17 protein-coding genes are annotated in these 20,112 nt (G+C 43.2%); 2 read left to right on the forward strand and 15 right to left on the reverse strand.

Translation table 11 applies throughout. The features are described 5' to 3' along the window. Nucleotides 1–532 (forward strand): spermidine synthase (locus TY87_RS21200; protein WP_100188577.1); only part of this gene is annotated, 532 nt, incomplete at its 5' end. A gap of 128 nt (nt 533–660) precedes the next feature. On the opposite strand, the gene TY87_RS21205 is transcribed toward TY87_RS21200, so the two are convergent. Next, nucleotides 661–1,074 carry a GNAT family N-acetyltransferase gene (locus TY87_RS21205; RefSeq protein WP_269777527.1) on the reverse strand — a complete coding sequence of 138 codons (414 nt, stop codon included), beginning with the start codon at nt 1,072–1,074 and terminating at the stop codon, nt 661–663. Between the two features lie 563 nt (nt 1,075–1,637). Further along, a complete protein-coding gene (locus TY87_RS21215) occupies nt 1,638–3,191 on the reverse strand; it encodes an SIR2 family protein (protein ID WP_100188600.1) in 1,554 nt (517 codons plus the stop codon). A gap of 376 nt (nt 3,192–3,567) precedes the next feature. Here TY87_RS21215 and xylA point away from each other — a divergent pair, with 376 nt between their 5' ends. Further along, complete coding sequence (gene xylA, locus TY87_RS21220) at nt 3,568–4,887, forward strand: xylose isomerase (protein WP_100188578.1); 1,320 nt, start codon at nt 3,568–3,570, stop codon at nt 4,885–4,887. 107 nt (nt 4,888–4,994) lie between these two features. On the opposite strand, the gene TY87_RS21225 is transcribed toward xylA, so the two are convergent. The 13 genes from TY87_RS21225 to TY87_RS21285 all read right to left on the reverse strand — a co-directional run bounded on the left by TY87_RS21225 (nt 4,995) and on the right by TY87_RS21285 (nt 20,058). Beyond that, entirely contained in the window at nt 4,995–5,435 is a 441-nt protein-coding gene (locus TY87_RS21225) for an RbsD/FucU family protein (protein ID WP_012069578.1), read from the reverse strand. Between the two features lie 45 nt (nt 5,436–5,480). Continuing rightward, nucleotides 5,481–6,545, reverse strand: a complete 1,065-nt coding sequence (locus tag TY87_RS21230) for an ABC transporter permease (protein ID WP_072840864.1) — start codon at nt 6,543–6,545, stop codon at nt 5,481–5,483. 1 nt (nt 6,546) lies between these two features. Continuing rightward, nucleotides 6,547–8,067 carry a sugar ABC transporter ATP-binding protein gene (locus tag TY87_RS21235; RefSeq protein WP_084122501.1) on the reverse strand — a complete coding sequence of 507 codons (1,521 nt, stop codon included), beginning with the start codon at nt 8,065–8,067 and terminating at the stop codon, nt 6,547–6,549. Then, nucleotides 8,067–8,681, reverse strand: coding sequence for a DUF2291 family protein (locus tag TY87_RS21240; protein ID WP_100188579.1), 615 nt, complete (start codon nt 8,679–8,681; stop codon nt 8,067–8,069). Before TY87_RS21240 ends, TY87_RS21235 begins: the two co-directional genes overlap by 1 nt. A 53-nt stretch (nt 8,682–8,734) precedes the next feature. Next, nucleotides 8,735–9,679, reverse strand: coding sequence for a D-ribose ABC transporter substrate-binding protein (locus tag TY87_RS21245; RefSeq protein WP_100188580.1), 945 nt, complete (start codon nt 9,677–9,679; stop codon nt 8,735–8,737). 339 nt (nt 9,680–10,018) lie between these two features. Next, nucleotides 10,019–11,032: a substrate-binding domain-containing protein gene (locus TY87_RS21250; protein ID WP_232617209.1), complete on the reverse strand. Its 1,014-nt coding sequence runs from the start codon at nt 11,030–11,032 to the stop codon at nt 10,019–10,021. Nucleotides 11,033–11,265: 233 nt separating this feature from the next. Then, nucleotides 11,266–12,447, reverse strand: coding sequence for a XylR family transcriptional regulator (locus TY87_RS21255; protein WP_100188582.1), 1,182 nt, complete (start codon nt 12,445–12,447; stop codon nt 11,266–11,268). A gap of 159 nt (nt 12,448–12,606) precedes the next feature. Next, entirely contained in the window at nt 12,607–14,055 is a 1,449-nt protein-coding gene (gene xylB, locus TY87_RS21260; RefSeq protein ID WP_100188583.1) for a xylulokinase, read from the reverse strand. A 193-nt stretch (nt 14,056–14,248) separates the two neighbouring features. After that, nucleotides 14,249–15,379: a sugar ABC transporter permease gene (locus TY87_RS21265; RefSeq protein ID WP_100188584.1), complete on the reverse strand. Its 1,131-nt coding sequence runs from the start codon at nt 15,377–15,379 to the stop codon at nt 14,249–14,251. Further along, the gene (locus TY87_RS21270) at nt 15,372–16,901 is read right to left on the reverse strand and encodes a xylose ABC transporter ATP-binding protein (RefSeq protein ID WP_100188601.1); all 1,530 of its coding nucleotides are present in this window, start codon (nt 16,899–16,901) and stop codon (nt 15,372–15,374) included. Before TY87_RS21270 ends, TY87_RS21265 begins: the two co-directional genes overlap by 8 nt. A 57-nt stretch (nt 16,902–16,958) precedes the next feature. Next, the gene (gene xylF / locus TY87_RS21275; RefSeq protein WP_072840855.1) at nt 16,959–17,960 is read right to left on the reverse strand and encodes a D-xylose ABC transporter substrate-binding protein; all 1,002 of its coding nucleotides are present in this window, start codon (nt 17,958–17,960) and stop codon (nt 16,959–16,961) included. A 195-nt stretch (nt 17,961–18,155) separates the two neighbouring features. Next, complete coding sequence (locus TY87_RS21280) at nt 18,156–18,650, reverse strand: DUF2165 family protein (RefSeq protein ID WP_100188585.1); 495 nt, start codon at nt 18,648–18,650, stop codon at nt 18,156–18,158. A 61-nt stretch (nt 18,651–18,711) separates the two neighbouring features. Next, nucleotides 18,712–20,058 carry an FAD-binding oxidoreductase gene (locus TY87_RS21285; RefSeq protein WP_100188586.1) on the reverse strand — a complete coding sequence of 449 codons (1,347 nt, stop codon included), beginning with the start codon at nt 20,056–20,058 and terminating at the stop codon, nt 18,712–18,714. Nucleotides 20,059–20,112 lie beyond the last annotated feature (54 nt).

Consider the following 20,112-nt stretch of genomic DNA (forward strand, 5'->3'; position numbering starts at 1 on the left):
AGGCGAAAATTTGAGTGTTGTTGTCGGTGGACTAGGCTTAGGTTATACCGCCGTAGCGGCACTTAAAGACAAACGAATTGCAGAACTGCTTGTGGTCGATGCGTTAGAAACCGTCATCAGCTGGCACCAAAAAGAACTCGTGCCACTGGGTAAAATACTCAACGCAGACAAACGTAACCGTTATGTACTTGGCAGCTTTTTCGACCTAGCTACAGATCCAAGTACAGGATTTGACCCAAGCCATACTGGTAAAAAATTCGATGCCATCTTGCTAGACATCGACCATTCCCCAACCGAATTCCTCAACCCAAGCAACGCCGGCTTCTACACCACAGCAAACCTATCACGCATGGCAGAACAACTTAAACCAAACGGCGTATTCGCCATGTGGTCCCAAAACCCGCCAGAAGACAACTTTATCGAATTACTTAAAACCGTATTCGCAAGCGTCGACTCCCACCTAGTGACCTTTGACAACCCATTTCAAGGCGGCCAATCGACCAACTCGGTTTATGTTTGTGTGAAGGGGTAGTACCCAGCTCATTGCAGTTTTGAATTAGCACTAATTTAAGTGCTTTTTCAAAAACCATGACAAATCTAAAACGTCCAGTGTGATAGCTTGCTTATACGTACAAAATCACTATAAATTGAAAAAATTGATTAACTAATATATTCAAACCGTAGATTGCCATCATTCACTCCAACTTCCCTAAAACCATTAGAAATCAACACTTTTTTAGACGCTTCATTCTCTGGGGCAGTATGAGCAATGATGCTCTTTGTGGTTGAAAAAGAAGATGCATGAGAAATAAGCGCATTCACTATTTCTGTCGCGTAACCACGATGCTGCCACTCAGGAAGCACAGAATAACCAATCTCAACCATTCCATTTCTGTCAGGCGGCCCAAAATAACCACCTGAGCCCACTAGAGATCTTTCTCCTGATAAAGGATCGATATTTATTGCATACCAGCCATACCAACCTTGGGAGTCTTCTCCACCCATTTCATAACATGAGAGAAAAAACGTCATTGCATCTCGGTCATATTCACCAGAAGGCCAATCATTTGACACCCTCGCATTTAGTTTTTTCGCGAGTAACTGGGGCGTTTCAAGCTCTATACGAATATGAGCTGCTGAGGATGATATTAATTCTATGCGGTCTGATTTTATATTTTTTATAATTTTGATTTACTCCAAAGTTTGAGCGGAATACTTATAACAAAGCCATGAGTAGTTAAAATCGGCGACATAGCAGAGTTTTTTTGGTGATAAATATTACTACTTGAGACGTCTAATCCCACCAACATTTCATAGATCGCACGATCTAAGTTTTTAAAGTCAGCTTAACCGAACAAGAATAATTGATGAAACTCTATAGAAAAATAAGATATAGGCAACAACTAAAACCAAACGGCGTATTCGGTATATGGTCGCACTTTTCACCTCAAGACAAGCACAAGAAGACAACTTTATCGAATTACTTAAAACCCTATTCGTAAGCGTCGACACCACCTAGTGACCTTTGATAACCCGTTTCAAGGCGGACAATCGACGAACTCGGGTGAAGGTGTGGTGCCCGCTCACCAAAATTTTGAAACAAAAAGAGCCTCCGATTTGCTATGGTTTATATAACGCTACCACCCCCATTTTAATCGATCATAAACCGTTGCAAGCTTTCTAAAATTACTTGCATAACTAGAAACGTCATAATCGAATTTGTCTTCATTTTCAATTAAAAATTGATGTAATAATCCGACATCAATTTTGTCTTGGCTTAGAAAAGGGATGTATGCGGCAGCATTCTCAGGCGTACAAGCTTCAAGTATCTGTCTCATATCCATATGCCTATAATTCCGAAAATATGGCTTCGAGTATGAGTTCCCTTTTAATTTTTTAAGGTCTCTAAAAACAACTTTATCCAATTTGAATTTTGAATCCTTGTAAGCCTGTTCATCAGTAATGCCGAGCTTGTGCAAATACATAAATACAGGAACATTAGGCGTTGACTTACAAGCCCTAGGTGCCACATGCGTTAAAACTTGTTCATTATCATATTTTTTATTTTCGTGCAAAAGATCCTCAAAAAGATCATTAGCACTAAGAATTTCATAACCAATGGGAGATGGCCCTACAGCATCTCTCTGAGCAACACCAACACCAACAAGAAACTCAACATCATCTTTAGATTCTATTTCATCAATATCAACGACACATATTTTCTTCTCGGGTTCAGATGACGCCACCAATTCATACAATTGCTCTTTGCAGTATCTCAGCACTCTTGCTGGTATTTTTCTCTTTGTGGAATGGATTGCCTTATAAACAGGAAGGAAGTCGTTGGTTTTGACCAAGACAAGCGGGATTTGAATTCCATCAATAGTGACGTATGTATCAGATATGTTTGGCTCTTCCCCTTCAGAAAGTCGCTGTATAAAAATTAGATTCTTTCTAAGTTGCTCAATATTTTCTCGACCAATACAACCGGATATAGCTTTAAGTAAACTACTGATATTCTCATCCGAAATTGAATATCCAATAAATACTACTGGATGCTCAACAAACAAAGTAATTAACTTTGCCGCCAGATAGGTGTTTTTTTGATTAAAAGAGTCATAATCTAGGTCTGTCAAAACCAAAGAATTTGAGCGTGTTGAGCAGCCATGGATCTTATATATTTCACCTATTTCTTGGGGATTGGAAAATAAAAGCTCCTCTTGACCAATATAGGTTTTATATTCTGGAAACAGCTGTTCGATAAACATATCCCAGTTTGTTGTAATTACACCATCAACATTCAAATTCGAGAGTAGCTTAACTTCATCAGCATATTCAGATTCTTTAGCTTTAGATTGATCTAAAGTAGACAGATAGTTACATATCTCGATTCTTAGTGCCGACGTTTCATCTATAATTTTTGATTTAAATCGCTCTACATTCTTAGAATACTCAGAAGCAGACCACCAATATTCATTGAAGTCCTTAGCAAGCAATGCAGCAACCTTTGGGTAATTCCCGTTTGCTGATGATAAGTAATATTCAAAAGGCTTTCCTGTCACACAGAACTTACTAAGGAGGCCTTTCCAGTCCTCCAAGCCCAAATATCTTCTAGAAAACCCAGATCCCAAGAAAAGAAAAGGTCCAGCTGAACGACTTCGAAATATATCAATTAGTTTAACCTCTATATCCATATTTACTCTCATTATTATCAGTTCATCCAGAGATTTTTTAATAATGCACATACGCATTATTCTCTTACCCGTAGCCCATTATTTTATACTAAAAGACTTTCTGGCTAGCTACCACTAAAAATGAGCAAAAACGTAATTGTTTTTCAGACACCACGAGCGTGGATTTGGCCTCAACAAAAATAAACAGTATGACTGATCAGCTATATTTATTTTCCTCTACGATATGTTCGATGCCTCCTAAGTACTTATTCACTATGCGCCCCAACCCTCCCCAACAAATTCAATAACGCGCTCAGAAAATTTCGTAATTGAAGCAATCACCTAAACAAACAATGATTCGTAGGGATAAAAAATAACAATAGTCTGGAGTTCTAATATGAGCGAATTTTTCAAAACTGTGCCCGTTGTCAAATACGAAGGCGCGGATTCAAGCAACCCTTTTGCTTTCAAACATTACGATGCGAACAAGATGCTGATGGGCAAAACCATGGCAGAGCATTTACGCGTGGCGGTGTGTTATTGGCACACGTTCTGTTGGCAAGGTAGCGATGTCTTTGGCGCGAATACCTTTGATCGCCCTTGGTTTAAAGCCGCATCAGAAATGGAAGCGGCGAAGCTAAAAACCGACGCGGCGTTTGAATTTTTCACTAAATTGGGTGTTCCCTATTATAGCTTTCACGATGTGGATGTCAGCCCAGAAGGCCGCTCGATCAAAGAATACATTAATAACTTTGCGCAAATGGTCGACGTTCTTCAAGCCAAGCAAGAAGCCACTGGCATCAAGCTATTGTGGGGAACGGCGAATGCCTTTTCCAACCCAAGATACATGTCTGGCGCAGCGTCCAATCCTAACCCTGAAATCTTCGCTTACGCGGCGACTCAGGTGTTTCATGCGATGAATGCGACCAAAGCACTTAAAGGCGAGAACTATGTTCTGTGGGGCGGCCGTGAAGGCTATGAAACCCTATTGAATACCGATCTAAAACGCGAACGCGCTCAGCTTGGTCGCTTCATGCAAATGGTGGTCGAGCACAAATACAAAATCGGTTTTGAAGGCACTTTGTTGATCGAGCCAAAACCAGCTGAGCCAACCAAGCATCAGTATGATTACGATACTGCGACTGTGTATGGCTTCTTAAAAGAGTTTGGTCTTGAAAAAGAGATCAAGGTCAATATTGAAGCCAACCACGCGACCTTGGCAGGTCACAGCTTCCACCATGAAATCGCCACAGCTTGTTCCTTGGGCATTCTTGGTTCCGTTGACGCCAACCAAGGCGATGCTCAGCTGGGCTGGGATACAGACCAATTCCCAACTAGTGTGGAAGAATACACGCTCGTGACTTATGAGATTCTAAAATCGGGTGGCTTCAAAACGGGCGGCTACATGTTCGATACCAAGCTACGCCGTCAATCTATGGATCTTGAAGATTTATTCCACGGTCACATTGGTGCGATGGACACTTTGGCGTTGTCATTAGAACGCGCGGTGAAAATGATCGAAGATGAAAAATTGGCGAACATTGTTGATCAGCGTTATGCCAAATGGAACGACTCTTTAGGTGCAGACATTTTGGCGGGCAAGCATACTTTGCAAGACCTTGCGGCGTACGCTGAGAAAAACAACATCGATCCTCAGCCAGTTTCTGGTCGCCAAGAAATGCTAGAAAACATGGTGAATGGCTACATCTTTAAATAAGAGTTCAAATAAGCCGTTAGATAAAAGTTAAGCAGCTTAAAACTAAAAAACACAGGCCAACGAAAGCTGCCCTGTGTTTTTTTAGTGTTGCGTTCGACTAAGAGATATTAAGAAAAGATCACACCTTTCTTCAATAGAAAACAGCCGTAACCTCGGCCTTCGCCAGTCACAACAAAAGCATAGGCTTGTTTAGCCGCTTCATAAAAAGCAAAGCGTTCTAACGAACCCATTTCAGCGTTGTCACTGTCGGCAGCTTTTAACTCTACCGCGAATTCTTGCTGAACTTCTGGCATCACAGATTCGTCTTCACCAACCACTTGCATACGCGTCACAGGTTGATCAACGAAGGTATCTAATGGCAATACCGATAAAATCGCCTTGGCAGCTTGAATAACATTCACGCCATCTAAACGAATAACCGGCTTTCCAGCAGCCATAGAAGCAGCAGGAAAATTACGATCAACCAAAACGATATCGTCGCCGTGGCCCATTGTGCGTAGCACGTTCAGTAATTCACCACTTAATAAAGGATCTATATTTTTTAGCATGTTTTTTCCCTAATTACAGATAGGCTGAAAGCAAATATTGATAATCTATTTTTGCTGCACGATGGCGGCTTTATGCTGCAAGCGACTTTGTTTTTGGTCGATGATGACAGCAAGAATAATCACCACACCTTTAATCACCATTTGCCAAAATTCACTCACGCCCATCATCACCAAACCATCGGCCAAAATACCAATAACGAAAGCGCCAATCAGCGTTCCCATGATAGTGCCGCGGCCACCAGCCAAAGAGGTTCCGCCTAATACCACGGCGGCAATAGCGTTCATCTCAAATGCAACGCCCGTTGCTGGATGACTTGCGACCAATTGCGAAGACACCACGATGCCAGCAATAGCAGCACAAAGACCTGAAATGGTGTAAACCCAAACTTTGACGCTACGCACTTTCACACCAGACAATTCGGCAGAATGTTCGTTGTCACCAATGGCAAATACATGACGACCAAATTGCGTTCTTTTGGCGATGTAGGCAATCACACCAGCAAGGATAAACATCATCCAAATCGCATAAGGCAGACCCAATAATTTCGCCGCCCCAATTAATTCAAAGCCCGTATTACCAAGCTGTTCATTACCTGCCAAACCGGTAAAGGTTTCACCGCCAGACAACAACATGGCCGCGCCACGAACGATATACATGGTGCCCAAGGTACAAATGAAAGGTGCAACATTATAACGCGTTATCAAGATGCCATTTATCGCACCGATCAAACCACCGATAACCAAGACGATAGGTACAACCAGCCAAACGCTTGGAAAAATAGCGATGCCAAACATAGGTAACACGATACCTTTGGTAATCAACCAGCCAGCAACCATGCCACAGAAGCCAAGAATCGCACCGATTGAAAGGTCGATACCTGCGGTGATGATGACGAAGGTAATGCCAAGTGCTAAAAAGGCGTTGATGGCAATGTGCTTAACCATAATGACAACACTACTGGCCGCCAAAAAGCCCGGTACCATGAAGGTAAAAAATGCCAGAATCAAAAACAACGCGATGAATGTGCGCATTTTTAACGCCAGTAACAACAAGCTTTCGCCGGAAAAAACAGACGAGTGTTGAGATGCAGTATTTTGAGAAGTTTTCATATTAAAGTCCTTGCGCGCTTGCTGACACAAGTGCAGATTCTGTTGCTTCAGAGCGAGCGATATTGGCGGTTAATTTGCCTCCGGACATCACCAGAATGCGATCAGAAACAGCCATGATTTCTTTGAGATCGGAAGTCGAAAACAACACACCAATCCCCTGCTCAGAAAGCTTCACCATCATTTTAAATACGTCGCCTTTGGCACCAATATCAATGCCACGAGTCGGCTCATCCAATAACAAAACTTTCGGACTGGTTAACAAGGTTCGACCAATCACCACTTTTTGTTGGTTACCACCGCTTAATGCACGTATTTCAATATCAGGAGAAGATACCTTGATAGACAAATCACCAATGGCGGACGTTACCGCTTCGGCTTCGGCTTTTTCATCAATCGAAAAACGATGCTTGAGTCGACGCCATAAGCTAGAAATCGTCATGTTATTGCTGACTGACGAAATGGGGAAAATGCCGTTCTTTTTACGATCTTCAGGAACAAGACAAATCCCATAACGAATGCGATCGCTGGTGTCCATTTTGGCAGGCACTTTATGCCCCGCAATCTCTACTTCGCCTGAGTATTCCTGCAAGCCAAGTAGACATTCCATTAGTTCAGTTCGGCCTGCGCCCATGAGTCCGTAAACGCCAACAATCTCGCCGGATTTCACATCCATCGATACGTTATCAACCAAGGTGTGACCCATTTCATTGATCAGTTTGATGTTTTTAACATCCAACACTGGCTTGCCAAATTCACGACCTGGTTTCAAGAAATTAGATACAGGATCGCTACCCAGCATTTCTCTGACAATCCAAGGCACATCGATGTCTTTTACTTCCGCTTCAGACTGGAAATGCCCATCACGTAAAATCGTAATGTGATCGCCAATCGCCATCAGTTCTTCTAATCGATGAGAGATATAAATAATGGAAACGCCCTGAGCAGTTAAGTCTCGAATTACTTTAAACAGCAACTCGACCTCGGTTTTACTCAGCGCAGACGTCGGCTCATCCAGAATCAGCACATCTGCTTCGTCGGCCAAGGCTTTGGCAATTTCGATTAACTGCTGCTGGCCAACTTTCAAGTTAGACAGCAATTCAGATGGCGCGATGTCTTGATCAAGACGTGCCATTAGTTCGGCCGTGACTCGATGCTGTTCCGCGGTATCAAGCGGCATCAGACCATGCTGTTTTTCTCGTCCCAAGAAGATATTTTCAGCGACGGTTAAGTTGCCAAACAGATTCAGCTCTTGGTGAACCATGCCAATACCTTTGGCGGCGGCATCACGAGTATGCTGAAAAGACACGGCTTCATCGTTTAGATAAATAGTGCCCTTGCTTGGCTGCTGAACACCCGCCAGAATTTTCATCAAAGTGGATTTACCCGCGCCATTTTCGCCTATGATGACGTTCACTTTGCCGCGATAAACTCGGTAATCAACTTCGTTTAACGCGATAGTGCCGGGGTAAATCATGGAGATTTTTTCGGCGCGAATGACGATGTCTGCGTTAGCTTGGCTCATCATTTGCCTCCACGAATAATCTGCATTGGCACAGCATCACTGATGGTATTTTGATCTATGGTAATCGCAGCAATGACAGTCGCTTTTTCGCCTACCCAACTAGAGTCTGGCTCGCCAACCGATGCCATGGCACGATTATTAAACTCTCGTGAAATTTGGGCGAAACGAATCTGGTTTTTAAAATCATCAAACAAAACGTATTTAGACGCGTCACGAATCGCATTGCCTTTGATTATGCGACCAACTTGCAGATCGATATTGGTATCGCCCACTTTAATCGTTATCGCACCTCTCATTTTGCCTAAATCAACACTTTCGATAGTGCCATCTAAACGGACAAAAAAGCTTTGCTTGGTGTCAATTTGCTGCGCATCCAACCGGGATTTAATACTTTCCCAAGGGGTGAATTCTTGTGTTGCTTCTGGGAAGACTTTTGGTTCCCAAAGCTGATCGGCCACTTCAGACAAGGTGAAGTCTGCAAAGCTAACCGCGGCATTAGGATCTTTAGGAATAATAGGATTGCCGTCAGCGTCTAAGTCCGTAACGGTACAGGCTGTCAGCAAGTTAAGGCACGCAATGAGCCCGATAAATTGAAAGATTTTTTTATAAGACATAATGATACCCAAGGAGCCGAAGCTCTCAAAAATGAGAGCTTCGAGTCAGGTTGTTATTTTTTTAGCGCGAAGTTACTTAGATTTTTCGCATTAGAACTATCAATCAATACACAATCCATTAGTTGTTTTTCTGGCAATCCTGTTGAGCCGGTACGAATGTATAGATCTGCTTGTTCAGCAACGCGTTGAGCTTGAGCGTATGCTGGCTGCATGATGGTTGCTTTGATGTTAGAACCTTTAATGATGGAATCTCTTACGTAATCAAGACCATCAAAACCTACGATGAAGACGTCTTTACGACCTGCAGCCTGCAATGCAGCTTCTGCACCCAACGCCATAGAATCGTTACCCGTAATCACACCTTTGATGTTTGGATTCGCTTGTAAGATCGACTCCATACGACTGAACGCTTCGGTTTGGCTCCAGTTGGCAGACTGACGAGCAACCATTTTGAATTCAGGGAAGTTATCAAGAATGTCGTGAAAACCTTCACTACGCACTTGCGCATTGGTGTCTGATTCAGGTCCTAATAGCTCAACGTATTCACCACCTTCACCCATCAACTCGGCGAATTTTTCACCTGCTAGCTGTGCGCCTTGGAAGTTATTCGATACGATTTGAGTCACGGCGATACCGGTTTTATTGATTTCACGGTCGTATAGGAAAGCTGGGATGCCAGCTTTTTTCAAACGCTCTAGTGAACCAATACTTGCGTCTGCATCAGCATTATCCAAAATAACCGCTTTGGCTTGACGAGCAATCGCTGTTTCAATCAATTGATTTTGTTTATTTACATCACCGTCATGAGAAGCAACCAAGGTGTCATAACCCAATTCTTTTGCTTTCGCATCCGCGCCTTCGGCACCGGCTTTAAAAAATGGATTGTCATGAGATGGAGTAATGATGGCGATCAAACCATTGCTAGCTAAAACGCTGGTGCTAGCCAAGGTCAATAATGTTGCGGCAAGGCAAGATTTCAAGAAGGTTTTCTTTTTCATTGTATGTCTCCGGTATGCTTATTTTTATTAAAATATTCGAATAGCAAACGATTGCGTAATCGTTTGCTATTTTTATATTAAGCACATGGAGCTTGTCAATAAATTCTTGACCGATAAGAAAAAAACCCTATTTATCAAACAGTTAAGACGATAAAATCACGAAAATCTGGTGTAATTTAACTACAAACAATCAAGCAACTGAATTATAAGGACTTTTCTATATAAAAAGACTTCTTACAAGCTCTTTTCTCAACCTTAAAACGAGTTTTCAGTCTAGAATCGAGCAGAGAGTTCAAAAAGCTGAAAGTAAAATACACAGAAAATAACAAGAAATCGGAGCTATTCTGCAGAAACAGCAGCCACCGACGAACGAACCACCAAGTTTGGCTCTAACATGATCATTTTGCCTTCTTGACGAGGATTCTCAATCCGCTCAATCATGGTGCTGATCGCTAATTCGGCTAATCGCTCTTTGGGCTGATTGATGGTGGTTAATGGCGGGCTAAAATAAGCAGAGTACATACAATTATCGTAACCAATGATAGACAATTGTTGTGGAATTTTAACACCAGACAATTGCGCTTCACTCATAGCGCCCATCGCCATAGCATCATTGGCAACAAACACAGCGCTAGGCAAATTATGGCAGGATAATAATTGGCGCATTCCCAATTTTCCACCTTCAAATTCGAAGTCGGATTCAATCACCCAATCGTCTTGGATGGCTAAATCGGCTTGCTCCATCGCTTCCATAAAGCCGTCTAAACGCTGCTTCGCCGGTAACTTTTCTAATGGGCCACCAATGTAAGCAATGCGCTTATGACCTTGTTCAATTAGATGCTGAATCGCCAAATGCGCGCCTTTTACCGAGTTGTCTTGAATGCGATCGACATAATCATCAGATGGCCCCCAATCCATGACTACCATGGGCAAATTACGCTGTCCGATCAAAGAGCTAAACAGCGAGTCATCATAGGCGGAACACATGACTAAAATGCCATCAACACGTTTTTGCGTCAGCATTCGTAGATAGGAATTGGTTTTTTCGAGCTCGCCATCGGTATTACAAAGCACAAGGTTGTAACCTTCTCGGTAACAGCACTTCTCTACTTCGTTGACCAATTCAGCGAAAAAGGGATTCAAAGTGGTGGTAACTAACATACCAAGGCTTTTAGTATTTTTAACCTTTAAGCTGCGTGCTACCGCGCTCGGAGCATAATTCAGCTCTTCGGCGGCTTGGAAAACACGTTCTTGTGTCGTTTTGGCTACAAAACGCGTTTTATTCAAAACATGAGATACGGTAGTTGTTGATACACCAGCCCGTAACGCAACGTCTTTGATTGTCGCAGACAAACTTACACTCCCCATTCATGAATCGTTTTGATTGAATTGTTTAGCCGCCAAGTTTTCCAAACAAAGATAAATAGATCAAGCGCTTACCGCTCGTCTTTATCAGGAAAACAACTACTTAGAATCCAATACCATTTCAGGAAGTATACTGAACGACATCGATAAAATGCATCAAGAGTTTTTTCTAATGTCTGATTTTCCTATTTTTTTGAGCGCTGCATTTTGAAAAATACCTTTTAAGATTCTTTACCAAGACGTGATGACACTCGGTATTCCCCTGGCGTCATCCCCAAGTTTTTGCGTGACACTGTGTACATGTATTGCACCGATGGATAACCACAGGTTCGGGCAATTTCATCAAACGGCAAATTGGTCGAAGTGATCAATTCACAGGCGCGATAAAACTTGGTCATATGCAGTTGTTCGTGCATTGAGCAGCCAATTTCGTCGATAAAGCGGGTTTCTAGGTTAGTTCTTGATATGCCAATGTAATCCACTACTTGCGCCACTTTCACACCTCGGCAGGCATTGTGACGAATAAAATGCATGGCTTGAATGACATAAGGATCATGCAAAGCACGATAATCAGACGATTGTCTTTCGGCAATACCAGTTGGATCGACCACCACCAGCGAGTCTTCCACGGAATAACCTAACAACATACGATGCAGCATTTTCGCGGCTTCATAACCCATTTGCTTACTGCCCTGTTCAACAGAAGACAAAGCGGTGCGATTTAAGTACCTCGCCATGCTTTCGTTATCGATCCCAACAATGGCAACTTGCTCCGGCACCAAAATATTCAAATGATCGCAGACTTGTAATAAATGACGTGCACGGGAATCAGTGACGGCAATAATGCCAATGGGTTTAGGCAGATTCGTTAACCAAGTTTCTAGCTCGTGTTGAGCGGTTTCCCAGATTTCAGCCGACGTGCAGAAACCTTGATGGACATGAGGTTCAAATCCGTCAGAGCGAACTTGTTCGACAAACGCATGCTCTCGCTCACTTGCCCAACGACTATAAACCGTACTTGGTAAGCCATAAAAAGCAAATTGAGGTAAACCTTTGCGTTTCAAATGCTGATATGCACAACGCACTAATGCCGCGTTGTCCGTCGCCACATAAGGCAAACGAGGATAATCTTTTTTATGATGATAAGAACCACCAACTGCCACGGTAGGAATATTAGTATTTTTTAAGATTTCTTCGACTTCAGGGTTATCAAAATCGGCAATAATGCCGTCCCCCTTCCAATGCTTTAGCGCATCAAGACGAGAGCGAAAATCATCTTCAAAGTATACATCCCAGTCACATTGCGCGGCTTGTAAATATTCGCCAATACCTTCAATGACTTGTCGGTCATAAACCTTATTAGCATTGAACACTAGGTTAAGTCGGTAGCGTTTTTCAAACATACAAAAGCGTCTCTAATTTTTATTTTTGCTGGCTCGATAATACCCCCTGAGAGCCCATTAGTTCTAGAGAATGATAAAAATCAGAAAGGGAATAACAGAAATCGTAATGAAAGAAAGCCTGTAAAAAAGAGCGGTGCAATAAGACACCGCTCTTACTCATTAAAGTCCTTTTAATCTTTGATATAACGCCTGAAAACGCTCGCGTTTTTCAGTATATCGAGCGGCACCAGTGTGGTTCGGCAGATAACGTTGAATTAGCGCTGGTTTTGCACAAACTTCGCTTAATACCTCTTGACCTTGATAACCTATCGCAGCCAATCGGGCAGCACCCAGTGCAGGGCCAACTTCGCCACCTGCGCGGTAATCTATTGGCACGTCAAACACATCAGCCAACATTTGTAACCAATAAGTACTTTTCGCACCACCACCGATAACATCAATACTTTCATTGATATTTTGTGCAGAACGCACTGCGTCTAAGCCATCCAGCAAAGCAAAGGTCACACCTTCCAGTACTGCATGAACAAGATCCGCTGCGGTAGTTTCATGGGTCATTCCCCAAAAGACACCCTTCGCATTGGGATCATTATGTGGTGTTCTTTCTCCACTTAAATACGGCAGAAAAGTGAGGCTATTGTCGTGATCCATTCGATTTTCAGCCGCTAATAAAGCGGCTTCAACACTGCTAAACTGAGCTAATTTTGTCACCCAATTAATACAGCTCGCGGCGCTCAACATCACCGACATAGTGTGCCAAGTATTAGGAATAGCATGTCCAAAACTATGCAAAGCCGCCGCGGGATTGGCCGTAAAGCCATCACTTACTGCAAAAATAACTCCTGATGTACCAAGCGACAACATGGTTTGCTCAGACGATATAATGCCCATGCCTACAGCGCCGGCAGCGTTATCGCCACCACCAGCTACAACAGGAACAAGCGGCATAGACCAACGTTTTGCTAAATCATCATAAATCACACCAGTGATTTGAGATCCTTCAAATACGCTTGGCATTTGCTCGGCCGTTAATCCTGTAGCACTCAACATGGTGTCACTCCAAGAGCGTTGCTCCATGTTTAGCCACAACGTGCCAGAGGCGTCAGAAACGTCGGTCGCAAACTCACCTGTCATACGAAAGCGCAGGTAATCTTTTGGCAATAGCACTTTTGCAATTTGTCCAAAAATTTCTGGCTCATGCTGTTTCACCCAAAGCAGTTTAGGCGCAGTAAAACCTGGCATAACCAAATTACCGGTAATCGCCTGCACCTCTGGGCAGCGTCTTTGTAATAACAAACATTCTTCGTGGGAACGACCGTCATTCCATAAAATCGCAGGTCTTAATACATCGCCTTTTTTATCCAATAATGTAGCGCCATGCATCTGGCCCGATAAGCCAATGGCTTTAACGCCCTGCAAATCATGCTCTGCCGCTAACTGCAACATGGCTAAGTCCGTGGCTTGCCACCAGTCTTCTGGACTTTGCTCAGACCAAAGATCAAACGGCCGAGATACTGACAAAGGCGATGAGCAGCTTGCTACGACGTTTCCGTCTTGCGCCATTAAAATCACTTTGACACCTGAGGTGCCGAGGTCGATGCCTATATACATTAAAAAATATCCTTCATCTTGTTAATCGTCATAATTATTGCTAAACGACTTCTGTGGATCTTGTAGGTCAGATCAGCCGAGGAACGAAGGCGTGATCTGACGGTTAACGGTATACGTAACGTCTCACGCCTGATCACGGTCGTACCTCCCTCATCAGGCCTACAAAACCTATCCAACTTTCGCGCACGAAGTTTTACTGCGCTTTCTTGGTTTTCACATCCAGCCAAACAGCGAGTAATAAAATCATGCCTTTGACGATTAATTGCCAAAAAGTCGGTACATCGAGCATGCTCATGCCGTTGTCTAAACTCGCCATAATAAGTGCGCCCATGATGGCTCCAAACACTGCGCCAACGCCGCCAGCCAAACTGGTTCCGCCGATCACACAGGCAGCAATGGCATCCAGCTCCGCCATATTTCCGGCTGCTGGAGAACCCGCACCAAGCCGAGATGTCAGTATCAAAGCCGCGACAGCGACCATCATGCCGTTAAAACCAAACACCAACATTTTGGTTCGTTCGACGTTCACACCAGACATGCGAGTCGCTTCGATATTGCCGCCAATGGCATAGACACGACGACCAAACGCAGTTCGCTTGGCAACATAAGTGGCAATAAGAATTAATCCACCCATAATCAAAATAGGCGTTGGAATGCCTCGATAACTTTCTAAGGCATAGAGCAAAACGAGCAAGACAGCGACCGCCACGAAAGCTTTTGCGTATTCAAACTTTGCCGCTTTATTTTCAACACCGTGTTGTTTTCTTGCCTTACGTCGAGCATAGACTTTTGCCACCAAACCTAGGCACAACAAACCCACAACACTAATGCCCCAACCTGACGGAATATAGCTTTGACCAATGATCGCCAGTGAACTAGACGTTGGTGCAACCGTGGCACCATCAGTCAAACCCACCAAAATACCGCGAAACGCCAGCATCCCAGCCAAGGTGACAATGAAAGAAGGCACGCGTTGATACGCCACCCACCAGCCATTAAACAAGCCTAAGACTAAACCCGCGACGACGGTTACTAACACGGTAAGTAAAATCGGAAAGTTAAACCAAACATCCAAAATCGCTGCAATCCCACCCAATAAGCCCATCATAGAACCAACCGACAAATCGATTTCGGCACTGATGATGACAAACACCATGCCAATAGCGAGCACGCCCACAATGGCCGTTTGACGAATCAAGTTCGAAATATTCCGTGGCGAAATAAACGCGCCATCGGTCGCATTAGAAAAGAAGACGACAATCAGCAGCATCGCCGCTAACATCGCAAACAATTGTAATTGACTGGTTTTTATTGTTTTAAACATTTGCTACACCTTCTTTGATCGCGCAATTCATAATCATTTCTTGGGTCAAACCTTGATGGTCAAATTGTCCTTTTAAGCGCCCTTCATGCATCACCAAGACTCGGTCACTTATACCAATTACTTCGGACAATTCAGACGACACCATGATGATCGACATACCTTGTTTAACGAGGGCAAACATCAGCTTATAAATCTCATATTTCGCGCCCACGTCGATGCCGCGAGTTGGCTCATCTAAAATCAGAATTTTGGGGTGGGTTAATAGACATTTGGCGATAATGGCTTTTTGTTGGTTGCCGCCGCTGAGGTTTTTAATCGACAAATCAGCGGACGCCGTTTTGACTTTTAGCTGCGCAATATAGTCGTCGATGTCATTACTTTCTTTGTCTTCATTCACAGCACCAAACCAAGAAGAGTATTTCCCCAACACGGATAAAGTAATATTGCGACCGACGCTCATAATGGGCACGATACCGTGACGTTTTCTGTCCTCTGGCACCATGGCAATGCCCGCTTCTAACGCCACCCGCTGGGAACGAATGTTGACAGTTTGACCTTCTAACTCAATTTCAGCTTCATAATCGCCATCGTAAGAACCATAAAGACACTGCATCAGCTCAGTACGACCAGAACCGATCAAACCAGCAATGCCAAGAATTTCACCATGACGTAATTCAAAGCTCACATCTTCGACTTGCGCTCGGGTCGCGCCAGCTTGTTTGGCGGTGGCGTGTTTGACGCGTAAAACTACCTCGCCAATATTATGTTCTTCTCGCGGGAACAGCTCGTCTAGCTCTCGCCCAACCATCATGCTGATGATGTCATTTTGTGTCAGCTGAGCCGCTGCTTTGGTATCAATATGGTCACCATCACGAATCACGGTGACCCAATCAGACAAGGCCAACACTTCATCCAACTTATGAGAAATATAAATGCACGCGATACCTTGCTGTTTCAGTTCACTGACAATGTTCAACAGGATGTCGATTTCCGTTGTCGTCAAAGATGAAGTTGGCTCATCTAGAATTAACAGTTTGACGTTTTTATTCAGCGCCTTGGCAATCTCGACCAATTGCTGCTGACCAACGCCAAGATCTCGTATTGGCGTATCGGGCAACACATCGAGCTTCACTCGAGCTAATAATTCCGAGGTACGACGATGCATTTCCTCGTCATTGAGTCGTGCAAAAGAACCAAGCTCATTACCAAGAAAAATATTTTCCATTACCGACAATTCTTTAACGAGCGCCAATTCCTGATGAATAATGACGATACCCAGCGCTTCGGTATCTCGAATCGTCGAAGCCTTAACGAGATTACCTTCGAAGAAGATTTCTCCTTCGTAAGAACCGAACGGCCAAACGCCACTTAACACCTTCATTAAGGTGGATTTACCCGAACCATTTTCACCACAAATAGACAAGACTTCACCACGATCAAGCTGAATGCTGACGCCATTTAAGGCACGAACACCCGAAAAGCTTTTTACAATGGAACGCATGTCCAATAATGTTTGCTTCATATTTACACCCTTATGAAAAGCAAATGGCGCTCGATTGAGCGCCATACATTAGGAAATCTAAGGATTGTAAACATCATTACGAGAATGGAATCCGTCAGCAATGACGGTTGAATCTAGGTTGTCTTTGGTAACCGAAATAGGCGTTAACAACACAGCATCAACGTCTTTTTTGCCGTTATTAACCTGGCCATTAACCTTGATTTTTTCACCACGAGCCAGCTTAACGGCCATTTCCGCACTGGTTTTTGCCAGTTTCGAAATTGGTTTGTATACCGTCATGGTTTGTGTGCCAGCAACAATACGACGCATAGCCGCTAAGTCTGCATCTTGGCCTGAGATCACCACTTTGCCACTCAAACCTTGTGCAGCTAAGGCTTGGATCGCACCACCAGCGGTAGAATCGTTAGACGCCACTACCGCATCGATCTTATTGGCATTGGCAGTAAGACCATTTTCCATAATATTTAACGCAGCCTCAGCTGACCAACCCATTGCCCATTGATCGCCTACTATGTTGATTTTTTTCGAATCAATCGCAGGTTGCAGTACGTTCATTTGACCTTGGCGGAACATCTTCGCGTTGTTATCTGTTGGCGACCCTCCCATCAAAAAATAATTACCTTTTGGTTTACGCTTCAGTAAAGCTTCGGCCTGCATTTCCCCCACACGAATATTGTCAAAAGACACATACAAATCGATGTCGGCGAATTTAATCAATCGGTCGTAGGCCAGTACTTTAATACCTTCGGCTTTGGCTTCTGCCAAAACATTACCGAGTACTTCACCGTTTTCTGGCACAATAACCAACACATCAACTCCACGAGAAATCATGTTTTCAATTTGAGAAATTTGTGTGTTCGCATCGCCATTGGCTGATTGTGTGTAAACCTTAGCGCCCATAGATTCAGCCGCTTCCGTAAACAAATCTCGATCTTTCTGCCAGCGCTCTAAGCGTAAGTCAGACATCAACAAACCGATTTTCTCACCTGCCGCCAATGCAGGAAGAGACGTTGCTGCACAGAGAGTTGCCAGCAAACTCATGGAAAGGATTTTTTTCATCTTTTCATTCCTTGTTATTTTTATTAAAAGTGAACGATCTCCTGATGGAGTGAGACGAATGTAAATCGGCGCTTTAATAAGCGGTATTATCTTTTTTTGTTTCGGTTTAGCGTTTTTACAAAAAAGCCCTTTGGACATAAATCCAAAGGGCTTTAATACAATATAAGAGCGGTTTATTTATAAACGAAGCGCTGACTAAGACTCTTCTTCGACTTGGTTAATAAAGATAAGCACTAAAAACAACACAACAATAAAACGAAACGCAGAAGCTTGCCCGTTCCAAATCTGTGACTGCCACATTAAGAACCATTCAGCGCCAATGGTCATAAATCCAGTAAACCAAAGCAACACACCAAGAGCTAAACCAAAATTTGCCAGTGTTTTTGCCGTGTTAAATTGCTTTTTATCTAGCTTTCTTTTTTGCCACATATTCCATGCGCCCAAAGCACACAAAATACCGACTAAAGCTTCGGTCAAGATAATCAACCAATAAAATCCGTGATGCAAAACAGGTTCATCGACTGCACGATATTTTAACTCATTCCATTCAAACGTCGTGTCCATGGTTAATACATGCTGCACAAAAGCAAAGTTAGACCCGTAATCCACAACATTATTAAAAGCCACCAACCCTGCGAACAGAGCAACACAGCCAACTAACACGATTTTGATTGTTCTTAAATGACTCATCAGACCTTATCCTTATGATGTGATAAAACACTTTGCTAATCTTAAATGCTTTTTGTTTCATTTAACACAAGCTGCGAACTTTCCCCACGTTCAATAACGAGTGAGGGTCGTTTTGCTTTTTGCTCGTTAAAATTTCGTCACTTAATCGGCCACCATGCTTACCATCTTCTAAAGTATAAACATGTGGATTATTAATTTTTATTCCTAAACTTTGATGAATAGAAATCAGCTCCATCAATCGTTCTGGCGTCGAATAATGAATCAGCGGCAAGCCAGTAACAAATAAAGACGAGTCTGTGCTCCGGATAAACTCCAAATGAACGCCGACCTCATCACCCACTTGCTCTCGAATGCCAGCCAATTGCTCTAGCAGTTTGTCTGCTAGGTAATTTGCTTGCAAATACGTTAAAGAATCGTCTTTTTTAAGAGCATGCAAGGTTGAATGATTCCAACAATATTCCATCAAAGTATGTTGATTTTGCTGCATATCGGCGGCAATCTGAGACCACGCAATACGGCCAAGTTTTTCTTCCAACAACTCTAACATGGGCTCTTTTGAATTTGACGAGACTATAGCAATTACCAAATTCTCGCCGGCTTTCAAATTTTCACTGGCTTCGGAAAAATGCGCGGCACTTTGAGCGTCAAATACAGCGATATTTCGTTTATCAATGCCAACACTGTTGGTCATTGATTTAGCAAAGTGAACAGCATGGCTTAAATCCGCAAACGCCAGCATATATTCGTCCCACTGTCTCGCAGGCGCAAGCGCTACCTCTAACTCAACCAGAATACCATTAGTACCGTAAGTATGATGAAAATTAAGGGTTTCATACCCTCGCAGTTCTATGATTCTGGGTGGATTTTCTAGTGTCATTACACGTGCAGCGAGCACATTTCCTGAGGCCGAAATAGGTCCATAATTAATAGAACCAATGCCGCCGAAGCCGCCTGAAAATAAGCCGCCAATCGTCGCCATTTTATACGTCGATGGCATACAGCGTAGCTCCCAGCCAGATTCTCGAGCGGATTCTTCAAGGCTTCCAAGCTTCATACCTGGTCGAACACTTGCAACACCGTCTTTTATCCAGTTGAGCTGATTAAAGTCTGTCATATCAATAATGACACCGCCATTTAAAGGTATAGATTGACCATAGTTCCCAGTTCCTCCGCCTCTCACAGTAACTGGGACATTTAAACGAACGGTTTCACAAATTAGCTGTTTTAATTCGTCTTCATTACGAGGTCGTACTATTAAGTCGGCTTTTTTATCGGCTAATTGCGCTTTCAAAAGCGGGCTAAACCAATAAAAGTCTTTTGATAGTCGCTTAATATGAATAGGCGATGTCAGCCAATTCAGCTCCGGTAGTATACGTTGTAATTCTTGGGTATTTTCAATTGTAGTCATTGGAAAAACTCACATTAATCATAGTAAAAATCAAAAAAGACGTCGTTTCAAACA

The sequence above is a fragment of the Marinomonas sp. BSi20584 genome (assembly GCF_002792415.1).
In the GTDB taxonomy this organism is placed as follows: domain Bacteria; phylum Pseudomonadota; class Gammaproteobacteria; order Pseudomonadales; family Marinomonadaceae; genus Marinomonas; species Marinomonas polaris.